A 26,355-nucleotide genomic window follows, 5' to 3' on the forward strand; every position below is an offset into this window, starting at 1 on the left:
GGCAGGACCCGGCCTACGATGATCCCCGTCCCCCTGCCCGGCCGACCGCGCCCGGCACCCGAACCGTCCCACGCCCCCGGAGTATCCGATGACCGATCTGCACCCCTTCATCGCGGGGCTGCCCAAGGCGGAACTGCATGTCCACCATGTCGGGTCCGCCTCGCCCCGTATCGTCGCCGAGCTGGCCGCGCACCACCCCGACTCGAAGGTCCCCACGGACCCCGAGGCACTGGCCGACTACTTCACGTTCACGGACTTCGGCCACTTCATCGACGTGTATCTCTCGGTCGTGGACCTGATCCGCACCCCGGAGGACGTCCGGCTGCTGACCTTCGAGGTCGCCCGTGACATGGCCCGGCAGAACATCCGTTACGCGGAGCTGACCGTCACCCCGTTCAGCTCGACCCGGCGCGGCATCCCCGAGCAGGGGTTCATGGAGGCGATAGAGGACGCCCGCAAGGCCGCCGAGGCCGAGCTCGGCGTCGTTCTGCGCTGGTGCTTCGACATTCCCGGCGAGGCCGGGCTCGAAGCAGCCGAGGAGACCACCCGGCTCGCCGTGGACCTGCGGCCCGAGGGGCTCGTCTCGTTCGGGCTCGGCGGCCCGGAGGTCGGCGTGGAGCGCCCGCAGTTCAAGCCCTACTTCGACCGGGCGATCGCCGAGGGCCTGCACTCCGTGCCGCACGCCGGGGAGACCACCGGGCCGCAGACCGTCTGGGACGCGCTGACCCATCTGCGCGCCGAGCGCATCGGCCACGGCACCAACTCCGTCCAGGACCCGAAGCTGCTGGCCCACCTCGCCGAGCACCGCATCCCGCTGGAGGTCTGCCCGACCTCGAACATCGCGACCCGCGCGGTGGCCGACATCGAGCAGCACCCGGTCAGGGAGATGGTGCAGGCGGGCGTCCTGGTCACCATCAACAGCGACGACCCGCCGATGTTCGGCACGGACCTCAACAACGAGTACGGGGTGGCCGCCCGTCTCCTCGGTCTGGACGAGCGGGGTCTCGCGGCGCTGGCGAAGAACGCGGTCGAGGCGTCGTACCTCGACGCGGCCGGCAAGCGGACGCTGGCCGCCGAGATCGACACGTACACGACGAACTGGCTGGAGCGCACCGGCCGCTGACCCCGGTGTGGCCACAATGGCCCCATGGCCACCACTGTCACCGCCGTAGCCCATCGAGGCGATCCATACCGTGTCCGTGAGAACACGCTGCCTTCGATCCGCTCCGCCCTCGAACGGGGGGCGGACGCGGTCGAGGTCGATGTGCGAGTCACCCGCGACGGTGTACCGGTCCTGCTGCACGACTCCACGCTGGAGCGGCTGTGGGGCCATGACGTGCGTCTCGGCCGGCTGACCCACAAGGAGCTCACCGAGCTGACCGCGGGCGGTGTGCCCACACTGCGCGACGCGCTGCTCGCCGCCGGGAAGCACCGCGTCATGGTCGATCTGCCCGGCTCCACCGATGATTCGGTACGCAGGATCGTCGGCGTGGTGCGCGAGTGCGGGGCCGGTGAGCGGGCGTATTACTGCGCGGGCCCGGATGCCATGCTGCGGGTGCGCGCCGCCGATCCGTCCGCGGAGATCGCCCTGACCTGGACGACACTCGCGCCACCACGCGCCGCGCTGCTCGACGCGGTGAGGCCGAAGTGGCTGAACTACCGCTTCGGCCTGGTGGACCGGGAGCTGACGGACCGTCTCCACCGGGACGGACTGCTGGTCTCCGCCTGGACGGCCGACACCAAGCGCACCATGCGCCGCCTCGTCCGGCAGGGGGTCGACTCGATCACCACCAACCGGGTCGACGCCCTGCAGAGAGTCCTCATCAACTCCTCGGCCACCGGCTCCTCTTGATCGGTCCGGCATGATGGACAGCGTCGCATCCGCCGTGATGCCAGGCCGGGAGCCAGAGGAGCACAGACGTGACAGAAGCCCGTACCACCCCTCTCGACGACCGCATCCGTTCCGATATCGCCCACAACGCGCGGGTCTGGAACCACTGGCTCGGTGGCAAGGACAACTACCCCGTGGACCGCGCTGTCGGCGACCAGGTCACCGGCATGTATCCGAGCATCGGCGAAGTGGCGCGTGCCGACCGGGCGTTTCTGGGGCGGGCCGTCCGGTATCTCGCCGGTGACGCGGGGATCGGCCAGTTCCTCGACATAGGCACCGGCCTGCCGACCGCCGGAAACACGCACGAGGTCGCCCAGCACACCGCCCCCGACTCCCGCATCGTGTACGTCGACAACGACCCGACCGTGCTGGTGCACGCCCGCGCTCTGCTCACCAGCTCACCGGAGGGCGCGACCGAGTACATCGACGCGGACGCCCGCCACCCGGAGCGGATCCTGCGGGCCGTCGAGCCGACGCTGGACCTGAAGAAGCCGGTCGCGGTCCTGCTGCTCGGCATCCTCAACTTCGTCCTCGACACGGACGAGGCGCAGCGCATCGTCAGGACGCTGATGGACGCGATGCCGTCCGGCAGCCATCTGGTACTCACCCACCCCACGCTGGAGCTGGGCGGCGAGGGCAACGAGGCGGCGATGCGGTTCTGGAACGAGAACGCCACCCCGCCGATCACCGCGCGCAGCCGCGTCGAGTTCGCCGCGTTCCTGACGGGGCTCGAACTCGTGGAGCCGGGCATCGTGTCGTGCGCACGCTGGCGCGCCGAGCCCGGTGCGGTGGAGGTCGCCCAGTTCGGCGCAGTGGCGCGGAAACGCTGACACCGCCGCCCGATGCGAATACGGAACATCGGGGCGAGGGTGCTCGGGGCCGGTCCCCGCACCGTCGACCTCCTCATCGCTCTGCTGGTACAGGCGGCCATGACCATGCCGTTCGTCGTGCCGCGCGCCCCGGAGCTGCCCGACGCAACGTGGACGGCGTACGGGCTGACGACCCTGATGGTGCTGCCGCTGGTCGCCCGGCGCCGGGCGCCGGTCACGGTCCTCATCGCCGTGCTCGCGGCCGGCGGTCTGTACAAGTTCACGGTCGACGGCCCGGGCCAGCCGCTTCCGTACACCGGCCTTGTGGCGTTCTACACGGTGGCCGAACTCTCCTCGCCGCCGAAGCGGACCGGGATCGCCGTGCTCACGACACTGGCGGTGCTGTGCTCGGTCGGGCTCGACAGCAACGACATGAGGGAACTGCTCTTCTCCCTCTTCGTGTTCGCCGCGGCCTACGCCTTCGGCCGGCTCGCCGTGACGCGCAAGGCCTATCTGCGTGCGGTGGAGGACCGGGCCCGTCAGCTGGAGCTGACGCACCGCATCGAGGCCGAGCAGGCCGCGGCGCGCGAACGGGCCCGGATCGCCCGGGAGATGCACGACATCCTGTCCCATGCGGTGAGCCTGATGATCGTGCAGGCGGAGGCCGGCCCGGTGGCGCTGCGCACGGCACCGGAGCGTGCCGAGGCGGCGTTCGACGCGATCTCGGAGACGGGGCGGGACGCCATGGTGCAGCTGCGCCGCATGCTCGGTGTACTGCGCGAGAACGAGAGCGTGCCGGGCGCGCCGCGCGAGCCTCAGCCCGTACTGGACGAACTGCCCGGACTGGTCGAGCGGGTACGCGGCAGCGGTCTGGAGATCTCGTACGAGGTCACGGGCCCCGCCCGCCCGCTCGGCCTGGCTGTCGAGGCCACCGTCTACCGGATCGTGCAGGAGGCCCTGACGAACGTGGTCAAACATGCCGCCGCAGACACGGTCTCCGTTCAACTGGATTACGGGACGGGGGCGTTGATCATCACGGTCACCGATGACGGGTGCGGTTCCGTGGGCGGTGACGGCATGGGTCTGATCGGCATCGGGGAACGCGCCGCCGCGCACGGCGGCACGGCCGACACCGGCCCGGGCCCGGGCGGCCGGGGGTTCCGGGTCCGGGTGACGATTCCGCAGACGCAGACGCAGACGACGCAGACACAGACAGGGGTGGAAAGTTGACGATCCGTGTGGTGGTGGCCGACGACCAGGAGCTGGTCCGCAGCGGCTTCGCGATGATCCTGGACGCACAGCCGGACATCGAGGTGGTCGCGGAGGCGGGCGACGGCGCCGGGGCAATCGACGCGGTACGCCGGCTGGCGCCGGAGGTGGCTCTGCTCGACATCCGGATGCCCGGCACGGACGGCATCGAGGCCTGCCGCACCATCAACGCCGAGACCGGCTGCCGGACGGTCATGCTGACCACGTTCGACTCCGACGAGTACGTCTACGAGGCGCTGCACGCGGGCGCGAGCGGTTTCCTGCTCAAGGACGTGCGCCGCGACGACCTGGTGCACGCGGTACGGGTGGTGGCGGCCGGGGACTCGCTGCTGGCGCCGTCGGTGGCGCGGCGACTGATCGAGGAGTACACCTCGCGCCCGGCCGCCTCGGCCGTGGAACCATCGGCGCGCCTGGACGTACTGACCGCCCGGGAGCACGAGACGCTGCTGCATCTGGCCCGCGGGCTGTCGAACGCGGAGATCGCGGCCGCGCTGGTCGTCAGCGAGCACACGGTGAAGACCCATGTCGGCAATGTGCTGTCCAAGCTGGGGCTGCGCGACCGGATCCAGGCGGTGATCTGTGCGTACGAATGCGGTGTCGTGACTCCCTCTCCGGAGGGACAGGCGCCGCCGTCTCCCCCGCACAGGTGAGAGGAGATCATGCCGAGGACCGCTCGGCCGGGTGATCCGCCGGGGCCTGCGGATCAACAGGATGGAGTCCACCAGCAGTTACGGATTCCACTCCCCGGAGGCACCGGACATGAACGCCCGCGCTACCCGTACCGTCGTCGCCACCGCCCTGGTCCTCGGCATCGCCGCCGGCCCGGCCGGACCGGCACTCGCGGCAGCCCGCGCTCCAGTGGCCGCCGTCACGGCCGTCCAGGAGACGCCGGACACCAAGGCCCTCGACGCGAAGGCTCTGCGCGCCGCGATCGCCGGGCTGCCGAAGACCGACGCCACGGCCGCACTCGTACAGGTCGCGGGCACCGACGGCGACTGGCGGGGCAGTTCCGGCGTCCGCGACCTGGAGTCCAACCGTCCGGCGGACCGGGACGCCCGCTTCCGGGCCGGCTCGGTCACCAAGGTCTTCACTGCCGCCGTCGCGCTCCAGTTGGCAGGCGAGGGAAAGCTCGACCTGGACCGCCCGGCCCGGCACTATCTGCCGGAGCTGATCCCCGCGGCGTACCAGCAGGTCACGGTGCGCCAGCTGCTGAACCACACCAGCGGCATCCCGTCCGTAGGCTCCGGCGGCGACACCCTGGACGAGTGGTACGCACACCGCTTCGATCTGCACGACGCGGCGGAGACGGTACGCGAAGCCACCTCCCACGAGCCGGACTTCGCGCCGGGTACGCAGCAGCACTACGACAACATCGGCTACACCGTGGCGGGCCTGCTGATCGAGAAGGTCACCGGCCACACCTACGCGGCGGAGGTCTCCCGCCGCATCCTGAAGCCTCTGCACCTGAAGGACACGTACTTCCCCGGCACCGACCCGACGATCCGCGGCCCGTACAACCACGGCTACCAGATCTTCACCGGGCCCGACGGGACCGGCGAGCTGCGCGATGTGTCGGTGTGGGGGGCGACGGACGCCTGGGCGGCGGGTGACCTGATCTCCACCACCGCCGACCTGGAGCACTTCACCCGGGCGCTGTTCCGCGGGCAGGTGGTGCGCGGTCCGCTGCTGGAGGAGATGTTCACGCTGCCCGACGCGTCGGTGCACGAGTACGGCACGGGCAACCCCGCCGCGTTCAGCGTGGGTCTGTCGGTGATGAAGCTGGGCGGGCGCGAGGTCTGGGGCAAGACGGGTGGCCGCTGGGGCTACAACACGGCCATTGCGGCCACCCGTGATCTCTCCCGGACACTCGTCTACAGCGTCAACTCGACGGACGCGAAGGGTGAGGGCATGAACGCCACGGCGATGAACGTCGTGGTGGCCGCCTTCGGTGCCCCGTCGTCCGGCTGACTCAGACCGCCGGCGCGGCCGTCGGGGCGGGCACCGGCCGCGGTGTCCGCTCCACGGCCTCCAGCCGCTTGATCATGCGGCGTACGACGAGCAGCGGGATCACCCCGAAGACCCCGAACGACATGTCGATGACCGACCACCAGAAGGGGATGCCCCGGATCGGTCCGCAGATCAGGGCGAGCGGGATGATCCCCGCGCAGGCGATCATGCCGAACTCGACGACCCAGATGTTGCGGACCGGGTCTCGGTAGGGGCCGTAGAAGGCGACCGCGATGACGAGGTGCGCGAAGGCCAGCCAGTCGGTGCCGTACAGCACGAAGGGGTACTTCGCATCGGCCTCGTCGAGACCGGTGCGGACCCGGGTGATCCACTCCATCAGGGCCGGGAAGTGCTCGGGTACCGGAGAGGCCGAGGACTTCAACAGGTCCTCGGCCCAGTGGAGTTCGTGGACGAGCGGGAAGGCGGTCAGCCCGCTCAGCGCCAGACAGACGATAAAGACGACCAACCACACGCGTATGCGCCTCAGCAGGGCTCTTCGCTCGCTCATGTCTGCAGCGTACGCCCGCGTTTACCGGCTCTTTACGCCAGCCCCGACACGGCTCACAGGCCGACTATGGAGTTCCACTTCTTGGCGAACTCGGTGCGCTCCTCGGACGTGATGTCGCGGGCGATCGCAAGCCGTCTGCGCATCGCGTCGTCGGGGAAGATCAGCGGGTCCTCGGCGAGCGCGGCGGCCTCCTCGTCCTTGGATGAGGCCAGCACCTCGCGGGCGGCCGGGACGGGGCAGACGTAGTTGACCCAGGTCGCCAGCTCCGCGGCCACCTCCGGCTCGTAGTAGTAGTCGATGAGCTTCTCGGCGTTGCCCTTGTGGCGGGCGAGGTTGGGGATCATGAGGGACTCCGCCCAGAGTTCGGCGCCCTCCTCGGGCACCACGAACTCGATCTCCGGGTTGTCCGCCTGGAGCTGGATGACATCGCCGGAGTAGGCCTGGCATGCGAGCACATCGCCGGTCGACAGGTCCTTGATGTAGTCGTTGCCGGTGAAGCGGCGGATGTGCCTCTTCTTCACCAGCTTCTCCACCTGGTCGCACACCTCGTAGAAGTCGTCCCGCTTCCAGCGGGTGATGTCGACGCCGTTGCCCTGCATCAGAAGGGCGAAGGACTCGTCGAGCCCGGACAGCAGCGTCACCTTGCCGCTCAGGTCGTCCGCCCACAGATCGCTCATGTGCTTAATCTCGCGGCCGAGCTTCTTGCGGTTGTACGCGATGCCGGTGATCCCCGACTGCCAGGGGACGCTGTGCAGCCGGCCCTTGTCGAAGGCGGGCGAGCGCAGCTGCGGATCCAGGTACTTGGCGACGTTGGGCTGCTCGGCCCGGTTCATCTCCTGCACCCAGCCGAGGCGTACGAACCGGGCGGCCATCCAGTCGCTGATGACGAGCAGGTCCCGGCCGGTCTCCTGGTGGTTCATCAGGGCCGGGCTGATCTTCCCGAAGAACTCGTCGTTGTCGTTGATCTCCTCGGTGTACGTGACGGAGATCCCGGTCCGCTTGCTGAACGCGTCGAGCGTGGGCCGCTTCGACGTGTCCTCGTCGTCGGTGTCGATGTACAGGGGCCAGTTCGCGAAGTGCAGGGAGTGGTCACGCGCCGATACGTCGCGTCCGGCGCGGTCACCGGGCTCCACATAGGCAGCGGGCACTCCGCAGCCGGCCAGCGTGACACCGGCCGCTGTGGCCCCGAAGGCGCGCAGCAGGGACCGGCGGGACATGGGGTTCTTCGGGGTTGCTCGCACCTGCGCAGGATGCCGGTCGGACGACGGCGGGGGCAATGGACCAACCGTCCAGCGGCACACGCTCCGTCCGCACACCTTGTCGATGCCGTCGCCGGTGCCGATGCCGATGCCGAACGGAACGGCCCCGGACTCATGCCCGGGGCCGCTCACCGCAACTGACGAAGGCTCAGCCGTCGAGCGAGGTCATGACGTGCTTGATGCGGGTGTAGTCCTCGAAGCCGTACGCGGAGAGGTCCTTGCCGTAGCCGGACTTCTTGAACCCGCCGTGCGGCATCTCGGCGACGAGCGGAATGTGGGTGTTGATCCACACACAGCCGAAGTCGAGGTTCTTGGACATCCGCATGGCGCGGGAGTGGTCCTTGGTCCATACCGAGGAGGCCAGGGCGTACTCGACGCCGTTGGCGTACGCGACGGCCTGGGTCTCGTCCGTGAACTTCTGGACGGTGATGACCGGGCCGAAGACCTCGTTCTGGATGATCTCGTCGTCCTGCTGGAGGCCGGAGACGACGGTCGGGGCGTAGAAGTAGCCCTTCTCGCCGACCCGGTGGCCGCCCGCCTCGACCTTGGCGTGGGCGGGGAGCCGCTCGATGAAGCCGCTGACCTGCTTCAGCTGGTTGGCGTTGTTGAGCGGGCCGTACAGCACGTCCTCGTCGTCCGGCTGCCCCGTCCTGGTGTCGGCGGCGGCCTTGGCGAGGGCGGTGACGAACTCGTCGTGGATCGACTCGTGGACCAGGACGCGGGTCGCGGCCGTACAATCCTGGCCCGCGTTGAAGAAGCCCGCGACGGAGATGCCCTCGACGGCCTTGGCGATGTCGGCGTCCTCGAACACGACGACCGGGGCCTTGCCGCCGAGCTCCAGGTGCACCCGCTTGACGTCCTTGGCGGCGGACTCGGCGACCTGCATGCCGGCCCGCACCGAACCGGTGATGGAGGCCATCGCCGGGGTCGGGTGCTCGACCATCGCGCGGCCGGTGTCGCGGTCGCCGCAGATGACGTTGAAGACGCCCTTGGGAAGGATCTGGCCGATGATCTCGGCGATCAGCACGGTCGACGCCGGGGTGGTGTCGGACGGCTTGATGACGACGGTGTTGCCCGCGGCGAGCGCCGGGGCGAACTTCCAGACGGCCATCATCATCGGGTAGTTCCACGGCGCGACCTGCGCGCAGACGCCGACCGGCTCGCGGCGGATGATGGAGGTCAGGCCCTCCATGTACTCGCCGGCCGAGCGGCCTTCGAGCATCCGCGCCGCACCCGCGAAGAAGCGGATCTGGTCCACCATCGGCGGGATCTCTTCGGTGCGGGTGAGCTCGATCGGCTTGCCCGTGTTCTCCGACTCGGCGGCGATGAGATCCTCGGCGCGCTCCTCGAAGGCGTCCGCGATCTTCAGCAGGGCCTTCTGGCGCTCGGCGGGCGTGGCGTCGCGCCAGGCGGGGAAAGCGGCCGCGGCGGCGTCCATCGCGGCATCGACATCGGCCTGGCCGGAGAGCGGCGAGGTCGCGTAGACCTCTTCCGTCGCCGGATTGACCACGTCGATGGTCCGCCCGTCAGCGGCGTCCCGGAACTCTCCGTTGATGTAGTTGCGCAGACGGCGCACCTCGGTGGTCACAACCACCCCTCCTGTCGACACGTCCAATGGATGAGATGGCCAGCCTAGTCGCTCAGGTATCGCTTTCGACATGCCCAACCACCGCGAACTTCGGATTCAGTGAGATCGAGACCCTCAGACAACGAATTTCATCGATTCGGGGTTGCCAGACCGACGAGTCCCGGTGCACAGTGGATGCGTGGCCAGTCGCAGCGCAGACTCCAGGACCGGGAACGGATCGTCCCCAACGGTCGATGCCGTATCCCTCGCAATCATCGAGCAGCTCCAGGAGGACGGGCGTCGCCCGTACGCCGCGATCGGCAAGGCCGTCGGCCTCTCCGAGGCGGCCGTGCGGCAGCGCGTCCAGAAGCTGCTCGACCAGGGCGTGATGCAGATCGTCGCCGTCACGGACCCGCTCACCGTGGGGTTCCGACGGCAGGCGATGGTCGGCATCAATGTCGACGGCGACCTCGATCCCGTCGCCGAGGCGCTGTCGGCCATGGCCGAGTGCGAGTACGTGGTGATGACCGCGGGCTCCTTCGACCTGATGGTGGAGATCGTCTGCGAGGACGACGACCACCTGCTGGAAACGATCAACAAACGCATCCGGGCCATCCCCGGCGTGCGCTCCACCGAGAGCTTTGTGTACCTGAAGCTCAAGAAGCAGACCTATATGTGGGGAACCCGATAGCCGTGAGCAAGGACCTCAGCCGAACCGCGTACGACCACCTGTGGATGCATTTCACCCGCATGTCGGACTACGAGAACGCGCCCGTTCCCACCATCGTGCGTGGCGAGGGCACCTACATCTACGACGACCAAGGCAAGCGCTACCTCGACGGCCTGTCCGGCCTGTTCGTGGTCAACGCCGGTCACGGCCGTCACGAGCTCGCCGAGGCGGCGTACAAGCAGGGCCAGGAGCTGGGCTTCTTCCCGGTCTGGTCCTACGCCCACCCGAAGGCCGTCGAGCTCGCCGAGCGCCTCGCCGACTACGCGCCGGGCGACCTCAACAAGGTCTTCTTCACCACCGGTGGCGGCGAGGCCGTGGAGACCGCCTGGAAGCTGGCCAAGCAGTACTTCAAGCTCCAGGGCAAGCCGACCAAGTACAAGGTCATCTCGCGTGCGGTCGCCTACCACGGCACCCCGCAGGGCGCCCTGTCCATCACCGGCCTGCCGGCCCTGAAGGCCCCCTTCGAGCCGCTGGTCCCCGGCGCGCACAAGGTGCCGAACACCAACATCTACCGCGCCCCGATCCACGGCGACGACCCGGAGGCCTTCGGCCGCTGGGCCGCCGACCAGATCGAGCAGGAGATCCTGTTCGAGGGCGCGGACACCGTCGCCGCCGTCTTCCTGGAGCCCGTGCAGAACGCAGGCGGCTGCTTCCCGCCGCCGCCCGGATACTTCCAGCGCGTGCGCGAGATCTGCGACAAGTACGACGTACTGCTCGTCTCCGACGAGGTCATCTGCGCCTTCGGCCGTCTCGGTACGATGTTCGCCTGCGACAAGTTCGGCTACGTGCCGGACATGATCACCTGCGCCAAGGGCATGACCTCGGGCTACTCCCCGATCGGTGCCTGCATCGTCTCGGACCGCATCGCCGCGCCGTTCTACGAGGGTGACAACACCTTCCTGCACGGCTACACCTTCGGTGGCCACCCGGTCTCCGCGGCGGTCGGCCTCGCCAACCTCGACATCTTCGAGCGCGAGGGCCTCAACCAGCACGTCCTGGACAACGAGAACGCCTTCTACACGACGCTGCAGAAGCTGCTCGACCTGCCGATCGTCGGCGACGTCCGCGGCAACGGCTTCTTCTACGGCATCGAGCTGGTGAAGGACAAGGCCACCAAGGAGACCTTCACCGACGAGGAGACCGAGCGCGTCCTGTACGGCTTCCTCTCCAAGGCGCTGTACGACAACGGCCTGTACTGCCGGGCCGACGACCGCGGCGACCCGGTCGTCCAGCTCGCGCCGCCGCTGATCTCCGACCAGTCGACGTTCGACGAGATCGAGGGCATTCTGCGGAGCGTCCTCACCGAGGCGTGGACCAAGCTCTGACCGGCGGTCCGATCGGCTGACCGGCCACGGACCGGGCAGCCGATCGCCCCTGTCCGCCCGTCCGCCCGACGGGCCAGGATCTGTCCGGCCGTGATCCGCCGGACGGCCCTGCGGCTTGACCACCGGCTGACCACCGCTTGACCGGCTTCCAGCGGTCATTTCATACGGTCCACACGGCCCGGATGCGCCCATTCGAGTGGGATGGAGCGCACCCGGGCCGTGTGCTGTGCCCACACCGCGGTTCGAATCCTTACGGTGCCGAGTGACCGATCGGCCCCCTCTTCGTTCCCCCGTAAGGGGGACGGGACATACGATCTGAACCGAGGTGTACGCCATGGCGGCCCCGCCGGACAACGACGTGATCTGGGCGCGTTCCCTGCACCACTCCCACAACGGCTCACCCGCGCTCGGTGGCGTCTCCCTGGGTGTCCACGACGGCGAGATCCTCGCCGTGACCGGCCCCAGAGGCAGCGGCAAGACGACCCTGCTGCACTGCCTCTCCGGTCAACTGGTGCCCCAGCAGGGCGAGGTGTGGTTCAACAGCGTCCCCGTCCACACCATGGGCCCCCGCTTGCGCGAACGGCTGCGCCGAGACAAGTTCGGCTGGATCGCCCCCGAGCCCCAGCTCGTACCGGAGCTGAACACCTGGGAGAACGTGGCTCTTCCGCTGCTGCTGCGCGGCGCCTCGCACCGGGAGGCGAAGAAGACCGGCCTGGAGTGGCTGGAGCGGCTGGACATCGGTGCGTGCGCCAAGAAGCGACCGCACACGCTGCCCCAGGGGCAGCGCCAGCGGATCGCCGTGGCCCGCGCGCTGGCCGCCTCCCCCTCGGTGATCTTCGCCGACGAGCCGACCGCGACCCTGCACCGCACCGACCGGACGCATGTGCTGCGCACCCTCACCAGCGCGGCCCGCTCGCACGGCATCACGGTCGTGCTCGCCACCCATGACCCCGAGGTCGCCACCCTCGCCGACCGTACGGTCCCGTTGCTCGACGGCCGCCCCGTCGCCACCGTCGCCCTGCCCGCCGTATCCGATGCGGAGGGCAGGGCGGCGTGCTCGCTCTCCGTCTAGCCCGGGGTTCCCATCCGCTGGTCCTGATGCGACGGCTGCTGGTCGCGGCCGCCTCCGCCGGGGTCGGCTTCCTGCTGCTGTGCGCCCTGGGCTACGCATCGGGGCACCCGGCGCACTCCGCCGCGGCCGTGCTGCGGCTGCTGTGGTGCCTCGTGCCGCTCGCCGCCACCGTGCAGTTCGCGGTCGCGGTGGCCCGTACGGATCCGAGCACCCGGCCACGCTCCGGGCTGTCCGCCGTGGGCCTCGGGCCCGTCAGGCTCACCGTGCTCGCCGCGGTCTCCACAGCCGTCTCCTGCACCCTCGGGTCGATGGTGGCGCTGCTGTTCTTCCTGCATCTGCGCGGCGATCTGTCCGGGCTGCCGTTCGACGGTGCGGCGGCAGGGCTGCTCGACGCGGACGCCCCGCTGCCGCTCGCGGCCGTGCTCATGCTGCTGGCCCTGGTCCCGGTGGCCGCGGCGACAGCGAGCGGGCTGGCACTGCGCACCCGGCCGGTCCAGCCGGCGGTCCCGGACGGAATCTCCTCGGACGAGGCGTCGGAGGACCGGCCACCCGCTCCGGCAGCACCCCCGACCGGGCTGCCGTGGGGGGTGGCACTGATCGCGGCCGGCCTCGCCGTGGAGGCCTACCTGAGCCACGGCGACGGGCGCAGCCTGCTCCCGCTCCCCGGCAGGTTCGACGCCACTCCGGCCGGAGTGCTGGCGGGGTGGACGCTGACGGCGATCGGCCTGGCCGTGGCCGGACCCGGCCTGGCATATCTCTGCGGGCGGCTGCTGCAGGCGGTGCGCCCCGGCGCCGTACGGCTGCTGGCCGGCCGGGTGCTGATGGGCGAGGCGCGCCGGATCGGAGGGCCGCTCGGTGTGGTCTGTGCGGTGCTCTCCGCGGTGATCGCCGCCTACGCGCTGTACGGGACGGGGCCACGCCCCTTCGGCCCGCTCACGGCACTGGGCGGGGTGCTCGTCCTCGGCTGTACGTCGGCGACGCTGCTGACCTCGGCGCTGGAGGCGAAGCAGGATCGCACCCGGACGGCGCGGGCGCTGTCGCGGCTGGGTGCCCCGGCCTCGGTGCTGTGGGCCGCGACGGCCCTTCGCGCCGCCGCGCTGCTGGTCGTCTTCGCCCCGTTGACCTGGCTGGTCGCCGAGCTGGCGGCGCTGCCGCTGACGGCCTGAGGTCGCGCGCCCCGCCGGCCACGCCCGTGCACCTCGGCCGCTACGTAGCATGACAACGTGGACAACCCGGACGACAGCTATCCCGTACCCGGCCCGGAGATCGAGTCGCTCGCCGAATTCGACGCGGTGGTCGCCTCCGGGAGGCTGGCCGGACACCGGGTCCAGTCCGTCGACCTGACGGACCGGGGCGCCGCCCTGCTGGCCGCCGATACGGCCGGTGCGGTCTTCCTCGGCTGCCTGATGGCACCCGGAACGGCGGCGAAGGTACGGGCCGACGGTGCGTTCGTCTTCCCACCGGTGCCCGGACTGCCCTTCGATCCGTACCGCGGCCTGCTCTACTCCCCCGACGCGCTCTACGAAGGGCTGACGGCCGGCGGCTACGCGGCGACGCCCGATGCCCGCGCCTACCGCTGGTTCCGGGAGACCCGGTCGAGCGGCGACACCTTCGCGTCGATGCTGCGTGCGCTCCACGACGACGCGGTCTCCGACGCGCTGGACGAACAACTCGCCGGCGCTTTTGTCGTCGGGGTGATGGGCGGCCATACGACGGCCCGCGGCAGCGCGGAGTACGCGGCCGCGGCCCGGCTGGGCCGGACGCTGGCCCGGAACGGCCTGACGGTGGCCACCGGCGGCGGGCCGGGCGCGATGGAGGCCGCGAACCTCGGGGCGTACTCGGCGCCGCACCCCGATCCGATGCTGGACAAGGCCTGCGAACTCCTGGCCGCCACCCCCTCGTTCACCCCGTCGGTCACCGACTGGGCGCTGGCCGCCTTCGCCGTACGGGAGCGCTGGCCGGGCGGCGGCGGCTCGGTCTCGATCCCCACCTGGTTCTACGGACATGAGCCGCCGAACCCGTTCGCGGACCACATCGCCAAGTACTTCGCCAACGCGCTGCGCGAGGACGGACTGCTCGCCCGCTCCACGGCGGGCGTGATCTTCCTGCCGGGCGCGGCCGGCACCACACAGGAGATCTTCGACAACGCGACGCCGAACTACTACGGCTCCCGCGGCAGGCCGACCCCGATGGTGCTGGTCGGCCGCGCGCACTGGACGAGGGAGCTGCCCGCGTGGCCACTGCTGCGCGCGCTGGCCGACAGCCGGCCGATGGAGTCCCGTATCGCGCTCGTCGACACGGTGGACGAGGCCGCCGAGGCACTCGCCCAATTGTCGGCGAAGCGGTAGCCGAGGCCGGTTCAGAGGGACGCGAGACGGGCCACGAGCGCATCGAAGAAGGCCTCCCAGCCGTCCTCGGCGGCCGCGTACTGCTCTGCCGTGAGGTTGCCGCCGCGCTGCTTGAAGACCATTTCGGTGGTCTTGTCGCCGCGGTCGGTGAAGGTGACGGTGACGGTCTCGCCCTCGATGTCTGCGGGTGCGGTGGCGTCCTTCAGCGTGAACACCAGCCGCTCGGGGGCAAGGACCTCGCGGTAGACCCCGTGAAAGGGCATCTCGGTGCCCGGAACCACGATGACCAGGCTCCAGGCGCCGCCCGGCCTGACATCCATCGACACTCGGTCGAGCGGCACCTCGGCGTCCCCGCCGTACCAGGCGGCGAAGTGCTCGGGCGTCGTCCAGGCCTCGAAGACCAGTTCCCGCGGGGCGTCGAGGACGCGGGTGATGTCGATGCCCTCGCGTGCTGACTCAGTCATTGTTCCCGTCCTTCTCGCAGTCGTTCCGGATCTGCCGCATGTCCTCCTACAGCTTGCACGGACACCACTGCGCAGACCCGCCGCGTGCGATCGGTCCGGGCCGCTCCAGCAGTTCCGGACGCCGGGAGACGGCGGGCGGGATCGCCCGGCACGGCTCGGCCGGTCAAGTGAACCCGACCGCGCCCTCCGCCGGACGCGCGAGGTCAGAAGGCGGCGGGCAGGACGACGGTCTCCGCCGCGTCGAAGCGGACCCCGACCGTCGCGCCCTCCTGCGGGGCGTCCCGCAGCGTGCACTCCGCCTCCAGGACCGGACCGCCCACCGGCATCAGCTGTACGGCGACATGGCTGCCCCGGAACGTACGCGTCCCGACCGTGCAGCGCAGCCCCCCGTCCGGGGAGCCGATCCGGACCCCGGCCGGGCGCACCAGCAGATCGCACGCCCCCTGCGGCGAGCCCTTGGGCACCGGCACCTTGCCCCACACCGTGTCGGCGGCCGTGCCGGCCACCGTCGCCTCCACCACGTTGTCGAAGCCGAGGAACCGGGCGACAAAGGCTGACGCGGGCTGCTGCCAGACCTCCAGCGGCGTGCCCACCTGGGCGATCCGCCCGCCGCGCATCACCACCACCCGGTCGGCGAGGGCGAACGCCTCGCCCTGGTCGTGGGTGACGGCGAGCACCGTCGTACCCAACCGTCCGAAGAGCGTGCGCAGTTCGACTACGAGCCGTTCACGCAGGCCGCGGTCGAGCTGGCCGAGCGGCTCGTCCAGCATCAGCAGCTTCGGGCTTGGCGCGAGCGCCCTCGCGAGGGCGACACGCTGCTGCTCACCGCCGGACAGCGCGGCGACGGCCCGCCGTTCGGAGCCGGGCAGGCCCACCAGGTCGAGGAGTTCATCGACCTTGCGCTCCTGATCGCGCCGCGACATCCCGCGCATCCGCAGACCGAAGGCGACATTTGCGCCGACATCCCGGTGCGGGAAGAGCTGGTGGTCCTGGAACATCAGGCCGAGTCCGCGCCGGTGCACCGGCACCCCGGCCTGGTCCGCGCCGTCCAGCAGCACCCGGCCGCCGTCCGGCGGGTGCAGTCCGGCGACCACCCGCAGCAGGGTCGACTTGCCGCTGCCGCTCGGCCCCAGCACGCACACGATCTCGTGCTCGGCGACCTCCAGATCCACCCTGTCGAGTGCCGCCCGCTCACCGAAGCGGACCGTGGCCGATTCCAGTGTCAGCATCTCTAGAACTCCCCGGATCGGTCCGTGCGGATACGTTCGAGCAGCAGCAGCGAGAGGGCGCAGACCACCATCAGAATGGTGCTGAGGGCCATCGCCTGGCCGTAGTTGAGCTCCCCGGCCCGCCCCAGCAGCCGGGCCACGGCCACCGGCAGCGTCGGGCGGTCGGGCCGTGCGATGAACACCGTCGCGCCGAACTCACCGAGTGACACGGCGAACGCGAACCCGGCCGCCACCAGCAACGCCCGCCGCACCAGCGGCAGATCGACCTCCCGCCAGGCCCGCAGGGGTGACGCCCCGAGCACCGCGGCCGCCTCCCTCAGCCGGCCGTCCACCGCCCGCAGGACCGGCAGCATGGTCCGTACGACGAAGGGCACACCGACCAGCGCCTGGGCGAGCGGCACCAGAATCCATGAAGTCCGCAGATCCAGCGGCGGCTTGTCCAGGGTGATCAGAAAACCGAAGCCGACGGTGACCGCGGACACCCCTAGCGGCAGCATCAGCAAGGCATCGAAGCCGCGGACGAGACGCCCCGCGCGCCGGGTCAGAGCCGCGGCGGCGAGCCCGCCGATGACCAGCGCGATGACGGTCGCGACCAGTGCGTACTGAGTTGAGTTCCAGATGGCTTCGAGCGGGGCGACCAGGAAGGTACCGCCGCCGGCGTCGGCGGACCGCAGGGCGCGGTAGAAGTCGAAGCCATGGCCGCCGGGTGTGTCCAGCGAGCGCTCGACCAGCACCCCGAGCGGCAGCAGTATCAGCACGAGCACGGTCAGCAGCACCCCGCAGAGCAGCGCCCACTGCCCGGCGCCGCGCGGCCTGCGGGCGGTCTGTGCCGGGTCGACCAGCTTCAGCGCGGTCTCCCTGCGCCGTACGGTCCACGCGTGGACGGCGAGGATCGCACCGACCGCGGCGAACTGCACCAGCGTCAGCACGGCGGCTGTCGGCAGGGCGAGCAGTTGGGCGGTCTGCCGGTAGATCTCCACCTCCAGCGTGGAGTACCCCGGGCCGCCGAGGATCTGTACGACCCCGAAGGAGGTGAAGGTGAAGAGGAAGACCATCAGCGCGGCGGCGGCCACGGCGGGCGCGAGGGCCGGCAGGGTGACCCGCCGCCAGGCGGCGAACCGCCCGGCGCCCAGCACCCGGGCGGCCTCCTCCTGCCGTGGGTCGAGCTGTGACCACAGCCCGCCCACGGTCCGCACGACCACCGCGTAGTTGAAGAAGACATGGGCGAGCAGGATTGCCCAGACGGTGGTGTCGAGCCGTACGCCCCAGAGTTCGTCGAGAAACCCGCCGCGTCCCAGCAGCGCGAGGAAGGCGGTCCCGACGACGACGGTCGGCAGGACGAACGGCACGGTGACGACCGCCCGCAGCAGTTGTTTGCCGGGGAAGTCGAAGCGGGCGAAGACATAGGCGCCGGGCAGCGCGATCAGCAGGGTCAGCGCGGTCGAGGCGAGCGCCTGCCAGGTGGTGAACCAGAGGACGTCGCGAATGTCCGGCCGGGTCAGCACTTCGCCGATCCGGCCGAACTGCCAGCCCCCGTCCACCTTCAGTCCACGGCCGACGATCGCGGCGACGGGGTAGGCGAAGAACAGCGCGAAGAACGCGACGGGCACGGCCATCAGGCCGAGCCGCACCGCGCTCGCGCGCCACGCCTTTGCGCGCGCCGAGTTCGCGTGCCCGGAGCAGGCGCGCGGCCTCTTCCCGCGCGGCCCTTCCCCGTGCTCGCTCTTCCCGTGCTCGCCCCTCCCGCCCGCGTCCGTTCCGCGTACGGGGGTCTTCGCTACTTCACTACGAGCGAGGACCACGACTGAACCCACTGCTCACGGTTCTTGGAAATCTCGTCGGGGGCGACGGTCGCCGGCCTGTCCACCGTCGCACCGAACTTCGTGAAGAGTTCCGGCAGTTCCGCGCTCTTGGTGACCGGGTTCACGAACATGTTGAGTGGCATGTCCTCCTGGAATTTCTTGCTGATCAGGAAGTCCAGCAGGGCCTTGCCACCCGCCTCGTTCTTCGCGCCGTTCAACAGACCCGCGAATTCGATCTGACGGAAGCAGGTCCCGGTGGCGACCCCGGTCGGGGCCTCGGCCGGCTGCGGCTTCGCGTACAGCACCTCGACGGGCGGGCTGGAGGCGTACGAGACGACGAGCGGCCGGTCGGCCTTGGCCTTCTTACCGCCCGCGGAGCCGGAGAACTCCTCGTTGTACGCCTGCTCCCAGCCGTCGACGACCTTGACGCCGTTGCTCTTCAGCTTCTTCCAGTAGTCCTGGTAGCCCTTCTCGCCGTAGGTGGCGACGGTGCCGAGGAGGAAGCCGAGGCCGGGCGAGGAGGTCCCGGCGTTCTCGGTGACGAGGAGGTTCTTGTACTCGGGCTTCGCCAGGTCGTCGAAGGACTGCGGCGGCGCGAGCTTCTTGTCGGCGAAGTACTTCTTGTCGTAGTTGATGCAGATGTCGCCGGTGTCGATCGGGGTGACCCGGTGCTCGGCGTCCAGTTGGGTGCCGGCCGCCACCTGATCGATGCCCTTCGCCTCGTACGGCGTGAAGAGACCGCTGTCGAGAGCGCGGGAGAGCAGGGTGTTGTCGACACCGAAGAACACATCTCCCCGCGGGGAGCCCTTGGTCAGGATTTCCTGGTTGAGCGCGACACCCGCGTCACCGCTCTTCAGCACCTTGACGGTGTAGCCGGTCTCCTCGGTGAACTCCTTGAGCACATCCTTGGAGGCGTTGAAGGAGTCATGGCTGACAAGAGTCACGGTCTTCGAACCGGAGCTCTTCGTACCGCCGGAACCGGAGTCCGACTTGTCGGAGCTCCCGCATCCGGCAAGTGCCGTGACGCCGAGCGCGGCGGCGACAGCCGTCGCCGCAAGCTGCTTGGTTCTGCGTGTGGTGCTCATTGTGGATTCCTCCTGGGTTTTGGCCAGGAAGAGACGCGGCCCTGCCCCTGGAAAAGCGGGCAGGGCGCAACAGCATGAGTTGATGACCGAACTTCCTACCCGGAATGACCCGGGCGAGGTTCAGAGGGTCTGCGGCCGACCTGTTCTCGGTGCCGCACTCTCAGCGCTGTGGCGCTCCCCTGTCGGAATATGAAGTTGATTTCAGGCCCAGGCTACACGGGCCGTTCCGGCCTCAGCGCTCGGCTGCCGCCAACTGCCCGCAGGCCCCGTCGATCTCCTGGCCGCGGGTGTCCCGCACGGTCACCGGCACTCCGTGTGCCGCGATCGCGTCGACGAACGCCTTCTCGTCCTCGGGCCGCGAGGCGGTCCACTTGGAGCCGGGCGTCGGGTTCAGCGGGATCAGGTTGACGTGCACACGCTTGCCCTTGAGGAGCCGGCCGAGCCGGTCACCACGCCACGCCTGGTCGTTGATGTCCCGGATCAGCGCGTACTCGATGGAGATGCGGCGGCCGGACTTCTCCGCGTACTCCCACGCGGCGTCCAGCACCTCGCCCACCTTCCAGCGCGTGTTCACCGGGACGAGCGTGTCGCGCAGCTCGTCGTCCGGTGCGTGCAGGGAGACGGCGAGACGGCACTTGAAGCCCTCGTCGGCGAAGCGGAGCATCGCGGGCACCAGGCCCACGGTGGACACGGTGATCCCGCGCTGCGAGAGCCCCAGCCCGTCCGGCTCGGGGTCGGTCAGCCGGCGGATCGCGCCGACCACCCGGTTGTAGTTGGCGAGCGGCTCGCCCATGCCCATGAAGACGATGTTGGAGAGCCGCGCCGGACCACCGGGGACCTCCCCGTCGCGCAGCGCGCGCATGCCGTCCACGATCTGGTGGACGATCTCCGCGGTCGACAGATTGCGGTCGAGACCGGCCTGCCCCGTGGCGCAGAACGGGCAGTTCATCCCGCATCCCGCCTGCGAGGAGATGCACATCGTCACCCGCTCCGGGTAGCGCATCAGGACGGACTCCACGAGCGTCCCGTCGTGCAGCTTCCACAGCGTCTTACGGGTGGTGTCGTCGTCACAGCTGATGTGGCGGACCACCGACATCAGGTCGGGGAACATCGCCTCGGCGAGCTTGTCCCGCGAACCGGCCGGGATGTTGGTCCACTCTGCCGGGTCGTGCGCGTACCGCGCGAAGTAGTGCTGTGAGAGCTGCTGGGCGCGGAACGGCTTCTCGCCGATCGCGGCGACGGCTTCCTTGCGCTCGGCGGGCGTGAGGTCGGCGAGGTGCCGCGGCGGCTTCTTGGCTCCGCGGGGCGCGACGAAAGTGAGTTCTCCGGGCTTAGGCATGGTTCATCCAGTGTCGCAGACAGAACAGTGAGGGCCCGCCGCCCTGTGGACAACGGACCCTCACTCGCAAAAGCCCAGGTCAGGGCGGCAGAACTCGGGGATCAGCCGGAACCCACGAACAGCACCAGCAGCAGCCAGACCACCGGGGCGGTCGGCAGCAGCGAGTCCAGCCGGTCCATGATGCCGCCGTGGCCCGGCAGCAGCGTGCCCATGTCCTTGATCCCGAGGTCCCGCTTGATCATCGACTCGCCCAGGTCACCGAGAGTGGCACTGGCCGCGACCGCGAACCCCAGCAGCAGTCCCTGCCACCAGGAACCGCCGTCGATCAGGAACTGCATGCACAGCGCACCGGCGACCATCGCGAAGGCGACGGCCCCGAACAGGCCCTCGCGGGTCTTTCCGGGGCTGATGCGCGGCGCGAGCTTGTGCTTGCCGAAGCGCCAGCCGACGGCGTACGCACCCGTGTCGCTGACCACGGTCAGCAGCAGGAAGGTGAGCACCCGCTGAGGGCCGTCGTCCGCAGTCAGGAGCATGGCGACGAAGGTGGCCAGGAACGGTACGTAGAACGCGGCGAACACGCCGGCCGTAACGTCCTTGAGGTAGCCCTCGGGAGGCTCGGTCATCCGCCAGACGAGCACCGCGAGTGCGGTCAGCGCCATCGCCACCCAGGCGCCCTCGGCGCCCCGTGCGTACCCGGCCACCACCATCGCCGCGCCACCGACCGCCAGCGGGATGAGCGGCGCCTTGATGCCCTTGCGCTCCTGCAGCCGGGAGGTGAGCTCCCACAGGCCCACGACGACGGCGACGGCGATCACACCGACGAAGACGGCCTTCACGATGAACAACGAGGCGACGATGATGGCGCCGAGCCCCACACCGACCCCTATTGCGGATCGCAGATCACGGCCCGCACGTTTCTTCTGCGGGGGCGGTGGCGCGGTGGACATGGGCTCCTGCGGCTTCTCGTCACGGAACAGGGGGCCGTCGCTCAGGCGTGCGGCCCCCTGGTCCCGGTCATCACGGTCGTCAGCGTCTCTACCTGCGTCGGGAACGTCCGGCACTATGGGCATGGGCCGAGTCTGCTGGGCGCCATACACATCGTATGCAGGACCCGCCGGAGCTGCCTGCATCTCGGGCGTACCCCAGTGGCCGGCTCCCTGCGGGGCGCCCCAGGAAGAGTCGTTCATCAGACTTCGAGCAGCTCGGCTTCCTTGTGCTTGAGCAGCTCGTCAACCTGTGCGACGTACTTCGCGGTGGTGTCGTCGAGCTCCTTCTCGGCGCGACGCACCTCGTCCTCGCCGGACTCCTTGTCCTTGACCAGCTTGTCCAGGGTCTCCTTGGCCTTGCGGCGCACGGCCCGGATGGAGATCTTGGAGTCCTCGGCCTTCGTCTTCGCGACCTTGATGTAGTCGCGGCGACGCTCCTCGGTGAGGTCCGGGAAGGTCACCCGGATGATATTGCCGTCGTTGCTCGGGTTGACGCCGAGGTCCGAGTCACGGATGGCCTGCTCGATGTTGCGCAGCGCGCTCTTGTCGAACGGCGTCACGACAGCCATGCGCGGCTCGGGCACCGAGAACGAGGCGAGCTGGTTGATCGGGGTCAGCGCGCCGTAGTAGTCGGCGACGATCTTGTTGAACATCGCCGGGTGCGCACGGCCGGTACGGATCGCGGCGAAGTCCTCTTTCGCAACGACGACGGCCTTCTCCATCTTCTCCTCGGCCTCAAGGAGGGTTTCTTCGATCACCACGTGCTCCTGCGTGTCTTGAGTGGGCCCGGCGTGCTCGGGCCCGGCGGGTCCTGCGTCGCGTCCTCACCTGCACGGTGTCCGACCGGCAGGCCGTTGTCCATCCTTCGGGACCTGTCCCGGGGTGTTCCCCGCAGGCCCCGGACCTTCCCTTGACTTCCCGGGAAGGTCCCCCGGTTCTCAGGCCCGGGTGCCCTGGTCACTCACGAGCGTGCCGATCTTCTCACCCTTGACCGCGCGGGCGATATTGCCCGTGGCGGTCAGCTCGAAGACGAGGATCGGCAGCTGGTTGTCACGGCAGAGCGTGATGGCGGTGGCGTCGGCGATCTTGAGATCGCGGGCGAGCACCTCGCTGTACTCAAGGGCGTCGAACTTCACCGCGTCGGGGTTGGTCTTCGGGTCGGAGTCGTAGACCCCGTCCACCCCGTTCTTGCCCATCAGCAGACCCTGGGCGTCGATCTCCAGGGCGCGCTGGGCGGCAGTGGTGTCGGTGGAGAAGTACGGCATCCCCATGCCGGCGCCGAAGATGACGACACGGCCCTTCTCCAGGTGGCGCACGGCGCGCAGCGGGATGTACGGCTCCGCGACCTGCCCCATGGTGATGGCGGTCTGGACGCGGGAGTCGATGCCCTCCTTCTCCAGGAAGTCCTGGAGCGCCAGGCAGTTCATGACCGTGCCGAGCATGCCCATGTAGTCGGAGCGGGCCCGGTCCATGCCGCGTTGCTGGAGCTCGGCACCGCGGAAGAAGTTGCCGCCGCCGATGACGACCGCGATTTCCGCGCCGTCGCGGACGACTGCCGCGATTTCCCGGGCGATGGCGTGTACGACGTCGGGGTCGACACCGAGACCCCCGCCGCCGGCGAACGCCTCTCCGGACAGCTTCAGCATGAAGCGCCCGGGTACTTTGCCGTCGTCGCGCTTGTGGTCACCTGTTGCGGCGTCCGCGCCCTTGTTCATGGAGATTCTCCTCGTGCACATACGAAGAAGGCCATTGCCGGTGGGTCTGGTGTCCCTCAGCGGCAATGGCCTCCTCGTCAGATCTGCGGTCGTACGGCATGTGTGCGGCCGACGACTGCACTAGACCCTATCGGGTCCACCGTTGTTCGCGGACGGACTCAGATGCCGACCTTGATGCGCGAGAAGCGCTTCAGGGTGACACCGGCCTCGTCCAGAACCTTCTGGACGGACTTCTTGTTGTCCTTGGCGAACGCCTGCTCCAGGACGACGACGTCCTTGAAGAAACCGTTGACGCGACCCTCGACGATCTTCGGAAGGGCGGCCTCGGGCTTGCCCTCCTCGCGAGAGGTGGCCTCGGCGACACGACGCTCGTTCTCGACCGTCTCGGCCGGGACCTCGTCGCGGTTGAGGTACTTCGGGGCGAAGGCGGCGATGTGCTGCGCGACGTCCTTGGCAACCTCGGCGTTCTCCTTGTCGAGCTCGACCAGGACGCCGACCTGCGGCGGAAGGTCGGGCATCGTGCGGTGCATGTACGCAGCCACGTAACCGCCGGTGAACTGCGCGAAGCGGTCCAGGACGATCTTCTCGCCGAGGTTGGCGTTGGCCTCGTCGACGTATGCCTGAACGGTCTTGCCGGCCTCGATCTCGGAGGCGAGCAGCGCGGCCAGGTCGGCCGGGGAGGTCGCGGCGACGTGGGCGGCGAGCGTGTTGGCCACGGTCTGGAACTTCTCGCCCTTGGCGACGAAGTCCGTCTCGCACTTCAGCTCGAGCAGAACGCCGGAGGTCTTGTCCTCGGAGATGAGGGAGACGACGGCGCCGTTCTCGGCAGAGCGGCCCTCGCGCTTGGCGACGCCCTTCTGACCCTTGATACGGAGCGCCTCGACGGCCTTGTCGACGTTGCCCTCGGCCTCGTCGAGCGCCTTCTTGCAGTCCATCATGCCGGCGCCGGTCAGCTCGCGGAGCTTCTTGACGTCAGCGGCGGTGTAGTTCGCCATGAGTCTGTGTTTCTCTCTCGAAGTCTGAAAGATCTACGGGTGGACGGCGGGGGCGGTGCTCGTGGCACCGGCCCCCGCCGTCATTCAGCCGTGACGGAGGTGTCAGGCCTGCTCGGCGTCCGCGGCCGGAGCCTCGGCAGCGGGGGCCTCGGCAGCGGCCTCGGCCTCGGCCGGCGTCTCGGCGGCGTCCGCGACCTTCTCGGTCTCGGCAGAGGTCTGCACCTCGGCGTCGGCCTTCTTGTCGCCCTCGAGCAGGTCGCGCTCCCACTCGGCGAGCGGCTCGCCGGCGGCCTTCTCGCCCGGCTTCGAGTCACCGGTGGCGGCACCGGAACGGGCGATGAGGCCCTCGGCGACGGCGTCGGCGATCACGCGGGTGAGCAGGGTGACGGAGCGGATCGCGTCGTCGTTGCCCGGAATCTTGTAGTCGACCTCGTCGGGGTCGCAGTTGGTGTCGAGGATCGCGACGACCGGGATGTGGAGCTTGCGCGCCTCACCGACGGCGATGTGCTCCTTCTTGGTGTCGACGATCCAGACGGCGCTCGGCACCTTCTGCATCTCGCGGATACCACCGAGGGTCTTCTCCAGCTTGGCCTTCTCGCGGGAGAGAACCAGGAGCTCCTTCTTGGTGAGGCCGGAGGCGGCCACGTCCTCGAAGTCGATGAGCTCGAGCTCCTTCAGACGCTGAAGGCGCTTGTAGACGGTGGAGAAGTTGGTGAGCATGCCACCGAGCCAACGCTGGTTGACGTACGGCATGCCGACGCGCGTCGCCTGCTCGGCGATGGCCTCCTGGGCCTGCTTCTTGGTACCGACGAACATGATGGAGCCGCCGTGCGCGACGGTCTCCTTGACGAACTCGTAGGCGCGGTCGATGTACGACAGCGACTGGAGCAGGTCGATGATGTAGATGCCGTTGCGCTCGGTGAAGATGAAGCGCTTCATCTTCGGGTTCCAGCGACGGGTCTGGTGACCGAAGTGGACGCCGCTTTCCAGCAGCTCCCGCATCGTGACGACGGCCATGGCCGTACTCCTTGAGGTGCTCGGTTGTCGCGACCGCAGGATTGCTGTCGCGCCTGACGCCCCGACGCGCCGTGCCACAAGGGACCGAGGAGCGCGGCCACCGTCCGCAGAGAGGGAGGTGGCGGGGCGTGCGAAGTCGACCCGGTGACCCGGATCGCCATAGGAAGTGTACGGGACAGGTCGGGTGCCGGGTGACGGCGCTGTCCACAACCGGTCGGTAGTCCACAGATCCGGTTCATGATCCCCGCGATTCCGAGCGGTGCGGGACGGTTCTGCCATGCGATGTACACCCGATCCGACCGTTTCCCTTTTCAGGCACAGATTCCGCTTCTGCGACGCCGCGCTCGTGGCGGCGTCGGCCCTTCTCTCAGCGCTGTGCGTCGCGCCGGCCGCGGAAGCCGGAGAGCCGGCGCCCGCGCCTGTTCCCGCGCCCGCTCCCTCACCGGCGCCCCGGCCGGACGGTGCCCGGTTGTGGCCGCTTGCCGGGCGGCCCGCGGTCGTACGGGGATGGGAGCCGCCGGTCAGCGCCTACGGACGAGGCCACCGCGGGGTGGATCTCGCCGCAGAGCCGGGCACGGCGGTGCTCGCCGCGGCCTCGGGCCGGGTCTCGTTCGCGGGGCGTGTGGCGGGGCGTGGGGTGGTGGCGATCGAGGTGGCCGGGACCGGCGATCCGCCACTGCGGACCACGTACGAGCCGGTGCGCGCGCTGGTCGCGAAGGACGAGACGGTGACGGCAGGACAAGTAGTGGCGGTCATGGAGGCAGGGCGCTTCCACTGCGCATCGGGCTGTCTGCACTGGGGACTGCGGCGCGGTGACACATACCTGGATCCGCTGTCGCTGCTGCCGCCGGAGCTGCTGCGACGGGGGCCGTCCCGGCTGCTGCCGGTGTTCGGTGTGCCGGAGCCCCGGCCCTCGGCGGAGGGGGCCGGGGACGGAC

The 26,355-nt window shown here is 69.6% G+C and carries 24 protein-coding genes, 1 pseudogene and 1 riboswitch; of the genes and pseudogenes, 12 read left to right on the forward strand and 13 right to left on the reverse strand.

Annotation, left to right across the window (positions count from 1 at the left end):
• Positions 1–88: 88 nt before the first annotated feature.
• The 6 genes from ACFVYE_RS22460 (at position 89) to ACFVYE_RS22485 (ending at position 5,937) form a co-directional block, all read left to right on the forward strand.
• Complete coding sequence (locus tag ACFVYE_RS22460; protein ID WP_389607053.1) at positions 89–1,123, forward strand: adenosine deaminase; 1,035 nt, start codon at positions 89–91, stop codon at positions 1,121–1,123.
• Positions 1,124–1,147: 24 nt separating this feature from the next.
• Positions 1,148–1,852 carry a glycerophosphodiester phosphodiesterase gene (locus tag ACFVYE_RS22465; RefSeq protein WP_383971938.1) on the forward strand — a complete coding sequence of 235 codons (705 nt, stop codon included), beginning with the start codon at positions 1,148–1,150 and terminating at the stop codon, positions 1,850–1,852.
• Between the two features lie 68 nt (positions 1,853–1,920).
• A complete protein-coding gene (locus tag ACFVYE_RS22470) occupies positions 1,921–2,721 on the forward strand; it encodes an SAM-dependent methyltransferase (protein ID WP_383971941.1) in 801 nt (266 codons plus the stop codon).
• A 12-nt stretch (positions 2,722–2,733) separates the two neighbouring features.
• Positions 2,734–3,930, forward strand: coding sequence for a sensor histidine kinase (locus tag ACFVYE_RS22475; protein WP_389607056.1), 1,197 nt, complete (start codon positions 2,734–2,736; stop codon positions 3,928–3,930).
• Positions 3,927–4,619 (forward strand): response regulator, encoded by a 693-nt coding sequence (locus tag ACFVYE_RS22480; RefSeq protein WP_383971947.1) that lies wholly within the window; start codon positions 3,927–3,929, stop codon positions 4,617–4,619. Before ACFVYE_RS22475 ends, ACFVYE_RS22480 begins: the two co-directional genes overlap by 4 nt.
• Before the next feature lie 109 nt (positions 4,620–4,728).
• Positions 4,729–5,937 (forward strand): serine hydrolase domain-containing protein, encoded by a 1,209-nt coding sequence (locus ACFVYE_RS22485; RefSeq protein WP_383971986.1) that lies wholly within the window; start codon positions 4,729–4,731, stop codon positions 5,935–5,937.
• Between the two features lies 1 nt (position 5,938).
• On the opposite strand, the gene ACFVYE_RS22490 is transcribed toward ACFVYE_RS22485, so the two are convergent.
• The 3 genes from ACFVYE_RS22490 to ACFVYE_RS22500 form a co-directional block, all read right to left on the reverse strand.
• Positions 5,939–6,484, reverse strand: coding sequence for a hypothetical protein (locus ACFVYE_RS22490; protein WP_383971950.1), 546 nt, complete (start codon positions 6,482–6,484; stop codon positions 5,939–5,941).
• A gap of 53 nt (positions 6,485–6,537) precedes the next feature.
• A complete protein-coding gene (locus ACFVYE_RS22495) occupies positions 6,538–7,701 on the reverse strand; it encodes an extracellular solute-binding protein (protein WP_383971989.1) in 1,164 nt (387 codons plus the stop codon).
• 190 nt (positions 7,702–7,891) lie between these two features.
• The gene (locus ACFVYE_RS22500) at positions 7,892–9,331 is read right to left on the reverse strand and encodes a gamma-aminobutyraldehyde dehydrogenase (RefSeq protein WP_383971953.1); all 1,440 of its coding nucleotides are present in this window, start codon (positions 9,329–9,331) and stop codon (positions 7,892–7,894) included.
• Positions 9,332–9,509: 178 nt separating this feature from the next.
• Here ACFVYE_RS22500 and ACFVYE_RS22505 point away from each other — a divergent pair, with 178 nt between their 5' ends.
• The 5 genes from ACFVYE_RS22505 to ACFVYE_RS22525 all read left to right on the forward strand — a co-directional run bounded on the left by ACFVYE_RS22505 (position 9,510) and on the right by ACFVYE_RS22525 (position 14,785).
• Positions 9,510–10,001, forward strand: a complete 492-nt coding sequence (locus ACFVYE_RS22505) for an Lrp/AsnC family transcriptional regulator (RefSeq protein ID WP_383971956.1) — start codon at positions 9,510–9,512, stop codon at positions 9,999–10,001.
• Positions 9,986–11,365: an aspartate aminotransferase family protein gene (locus ACFVYE_RS22510; protein ID WP_383971959.1), complete on the forward strand. Its 1,380-nt coding sequence runs from the start codon at positions 9,986–9,988 to the stop codon at positions 11,363–11,365. Before ACFVYE_RS22505 ends, ACFVYE_RS22510 begins: the two co-directional genes overlap by 16 nt.
• 334 nt (positions 11,366–11,699) lie before the next feature.
• Positions 11,700–12,437, forward strand: a complete 738-nt coding sequence (locus ACFVYE_RS22515; protein ID WP_383971962.1) for an ABC transporter ATP-binding protein — start codon at positions 11,700–11,702, stop codon at positions 12,435–12,437.
• The gene (locus ACFVYE_RS22520; RefSeq protein ID WP_389607060.1) at positions 12,419–13,603 is read left to right on the forward strand and encodes a hypothetical protein; all 1,185 of its coding nucleotides are present in this window, start codon (positions 12,419–12,421) and stop codon (positions 13,601–13,603) included. Before ACFVYE_RS22515 ends, ACFVYE_RS22520 begins: the two co-directional genes overlap by 19 nt.
• A 57-nt stretch (positions 13,604–13,660) precedes the next feature.
• Positions 13,661–14,785, forward strand: a complete 1,125-nt coding sequence (locus ACFVYE_RS22525) for an LOG family protein (RefSeq protein ID WP_383971968.1) — start codon at positions 13,661–13,663, stop codon at positions 14,783–14,785.
• Between the two features lie 11 nt (positions 14,786–14,796).
• Here ACFVYE_RS22525 and ACFVYE_RS22530 read toward each other — a convergent pair whose 3' ends face one another.
• The 10 genes from ACFVYE_RS22530 to rpsB form a co-directional block, all read right to left on the reverse strand.
• Complete coding sequence (locus ACFVYE_RS22530; RefSeq protein ID WP_383971970.1) at positions 14,797–15,249, reverse strand: SRPBCC domain-containing protein; 453 nt, start codon at positions 15,247–15,249, stop codon at positions 14,797–14,799.
• Positions 15,250–15,452: 203 nt separating this feature from the next.
• On the reverse strand, positions 15,453–16,478 hold the full coding sequence (locus ACFVYE_RS22535) for an ABC transporter ATP-binding protein (protein ID WP_383971973.1): 1,026 nt from the start codon (positions 16,476–16,478) through the stop codon (positions 15,453–15,455).
• A 2-nt stretch (positions 16,479–16,480) separates the two neighbouring features.
• Positions 16,481–18,094: an ABC transporter permease gene (locus ACFVYE_RS22540; RefSeq protein ID WP_383971991.1), complete on the reverse strand. Its 1,614-nt coding sequence runs from the start codon at positions 18,092–18,094 to the stop codon at positions 16,481–16,483.
• A 161-nt stretch (positions 18,095–18,255) separates the two neighbouring features.
• Positions 18,256–19,365 carry a thiamine ABC transporter substrate binding subunit gene (locus ACFVYE_RS22545; protein WP_383971976.1) on the reverse strand — a complete coding sequence of 370 codons (1,110 nt, stop codon included), beginning with the start codon at positions 19,363–19,365 and terminating at the stop codon, positions 18,256–18,258.
• 74 nt (positions 19,366–19,439) lie between these two features.
• Positions 19,440–19,556: riboswitch (TPP riboswitch) on the reverse strand.
• A gap of 41 nt (positions 19,557–19,597) precedes the next feature.
• Positions 19,598–20,704, reverse strand: coding sequence for a 23S rRNA (adenine(2503)-C(2))-methyltransferase RlmN (gene rlmN / locus ACFVYE_RS22550; protein WP_383971978.1), 1,107 nt, complete (start codon positions 20,702–20,704; stop codon positions 19,598–19,600).
• Positions 20,705–20,805: 101 nt separating this feature from the next.
• Positions 20,806–21,891, reverse strand: coding sequence for a phosphatidate cytidylyltransferase (locus ACFVYE_RS22555; RefSeq protein WP_389607063.1), 1,086 nt, complete (start codon positions 21,889–21,891; stop codon positions 20,806–20,808).
• Positions 21,891–22,448, reverse strand: coding sequence for a ribosome recycling factor (gene frr / locus ACFVYE_RS22560; RefSeq protein WP_093899080.1), 558 nt, complete (start codon positions 22,446–22,448; stop codon positions 21,891–21,893). The genes ACFVYE_RS22555 and frr overlap by 1 nt, the downstream gene beginning before the upstream one ends.
• 180 nt (positions 22,449–22,628) lie before the next feature.
• Positions 22,629–23,405, reverse strand: coding sequence for a UMP kinase (pyrH, locus tag ACFVYE_RS22565; protein WP_114246924.1), 777 nt, complete (start codon positions 23,403–23,405; stop codon positions 22,629–22,631).
• Positions 23,406–23,563: 158 nt separating this feature from the next.
• The gene (gene tsf, locus ACFVYE_RS22570) at positions 23,564–24,400 is read right to left on the reverse strand and encodes a translation elongation factor Ts (protein ID WP_327272669.1); all 837 of its coding nucleotides are present in this window, start codon (positions 24,398–24,400) and stop codon (positions 23,564–23,566) included.
• 102 nt (positions 24,401–24,502) lie between these two features.
• On the reverse strand, positions 24,503–25,417 hold the full coding sequence (gene rpsB, locus ACFVYE_RS22575) for a 30S ribosomal protein S2 (RefSeq protein ID WP_389607066.1): 915 nt from the start codon (positions 25,415–25,417) through the stop codon (positions 24,503–24,505).
• Positions 25,418–25,694: 277 nt separating this feature from the next.
• Between rpsB and ACFVYE_RS22580 the strand changes: the two are divergent.
• Positions 25,695–26,189, forward strand: a pseudogene (locus ACFVYE_RS22580) (peptidoglycan DD-metalloendopeptidase family protein); the annotation flags it as partial.
• Between the last annotated feature and the right edge of the window lie 166 nt (positions 26,190–26,355).

Origin of the sequence: Streptomyces sp. NPDC058239 (assembly GCF_042882185.1) — a bacterium.
Lineage (GTDB): Bacteria > Actinomycetota > Actinomycetes > Streptomycetales > Streptomycetaceae > Streptomyces.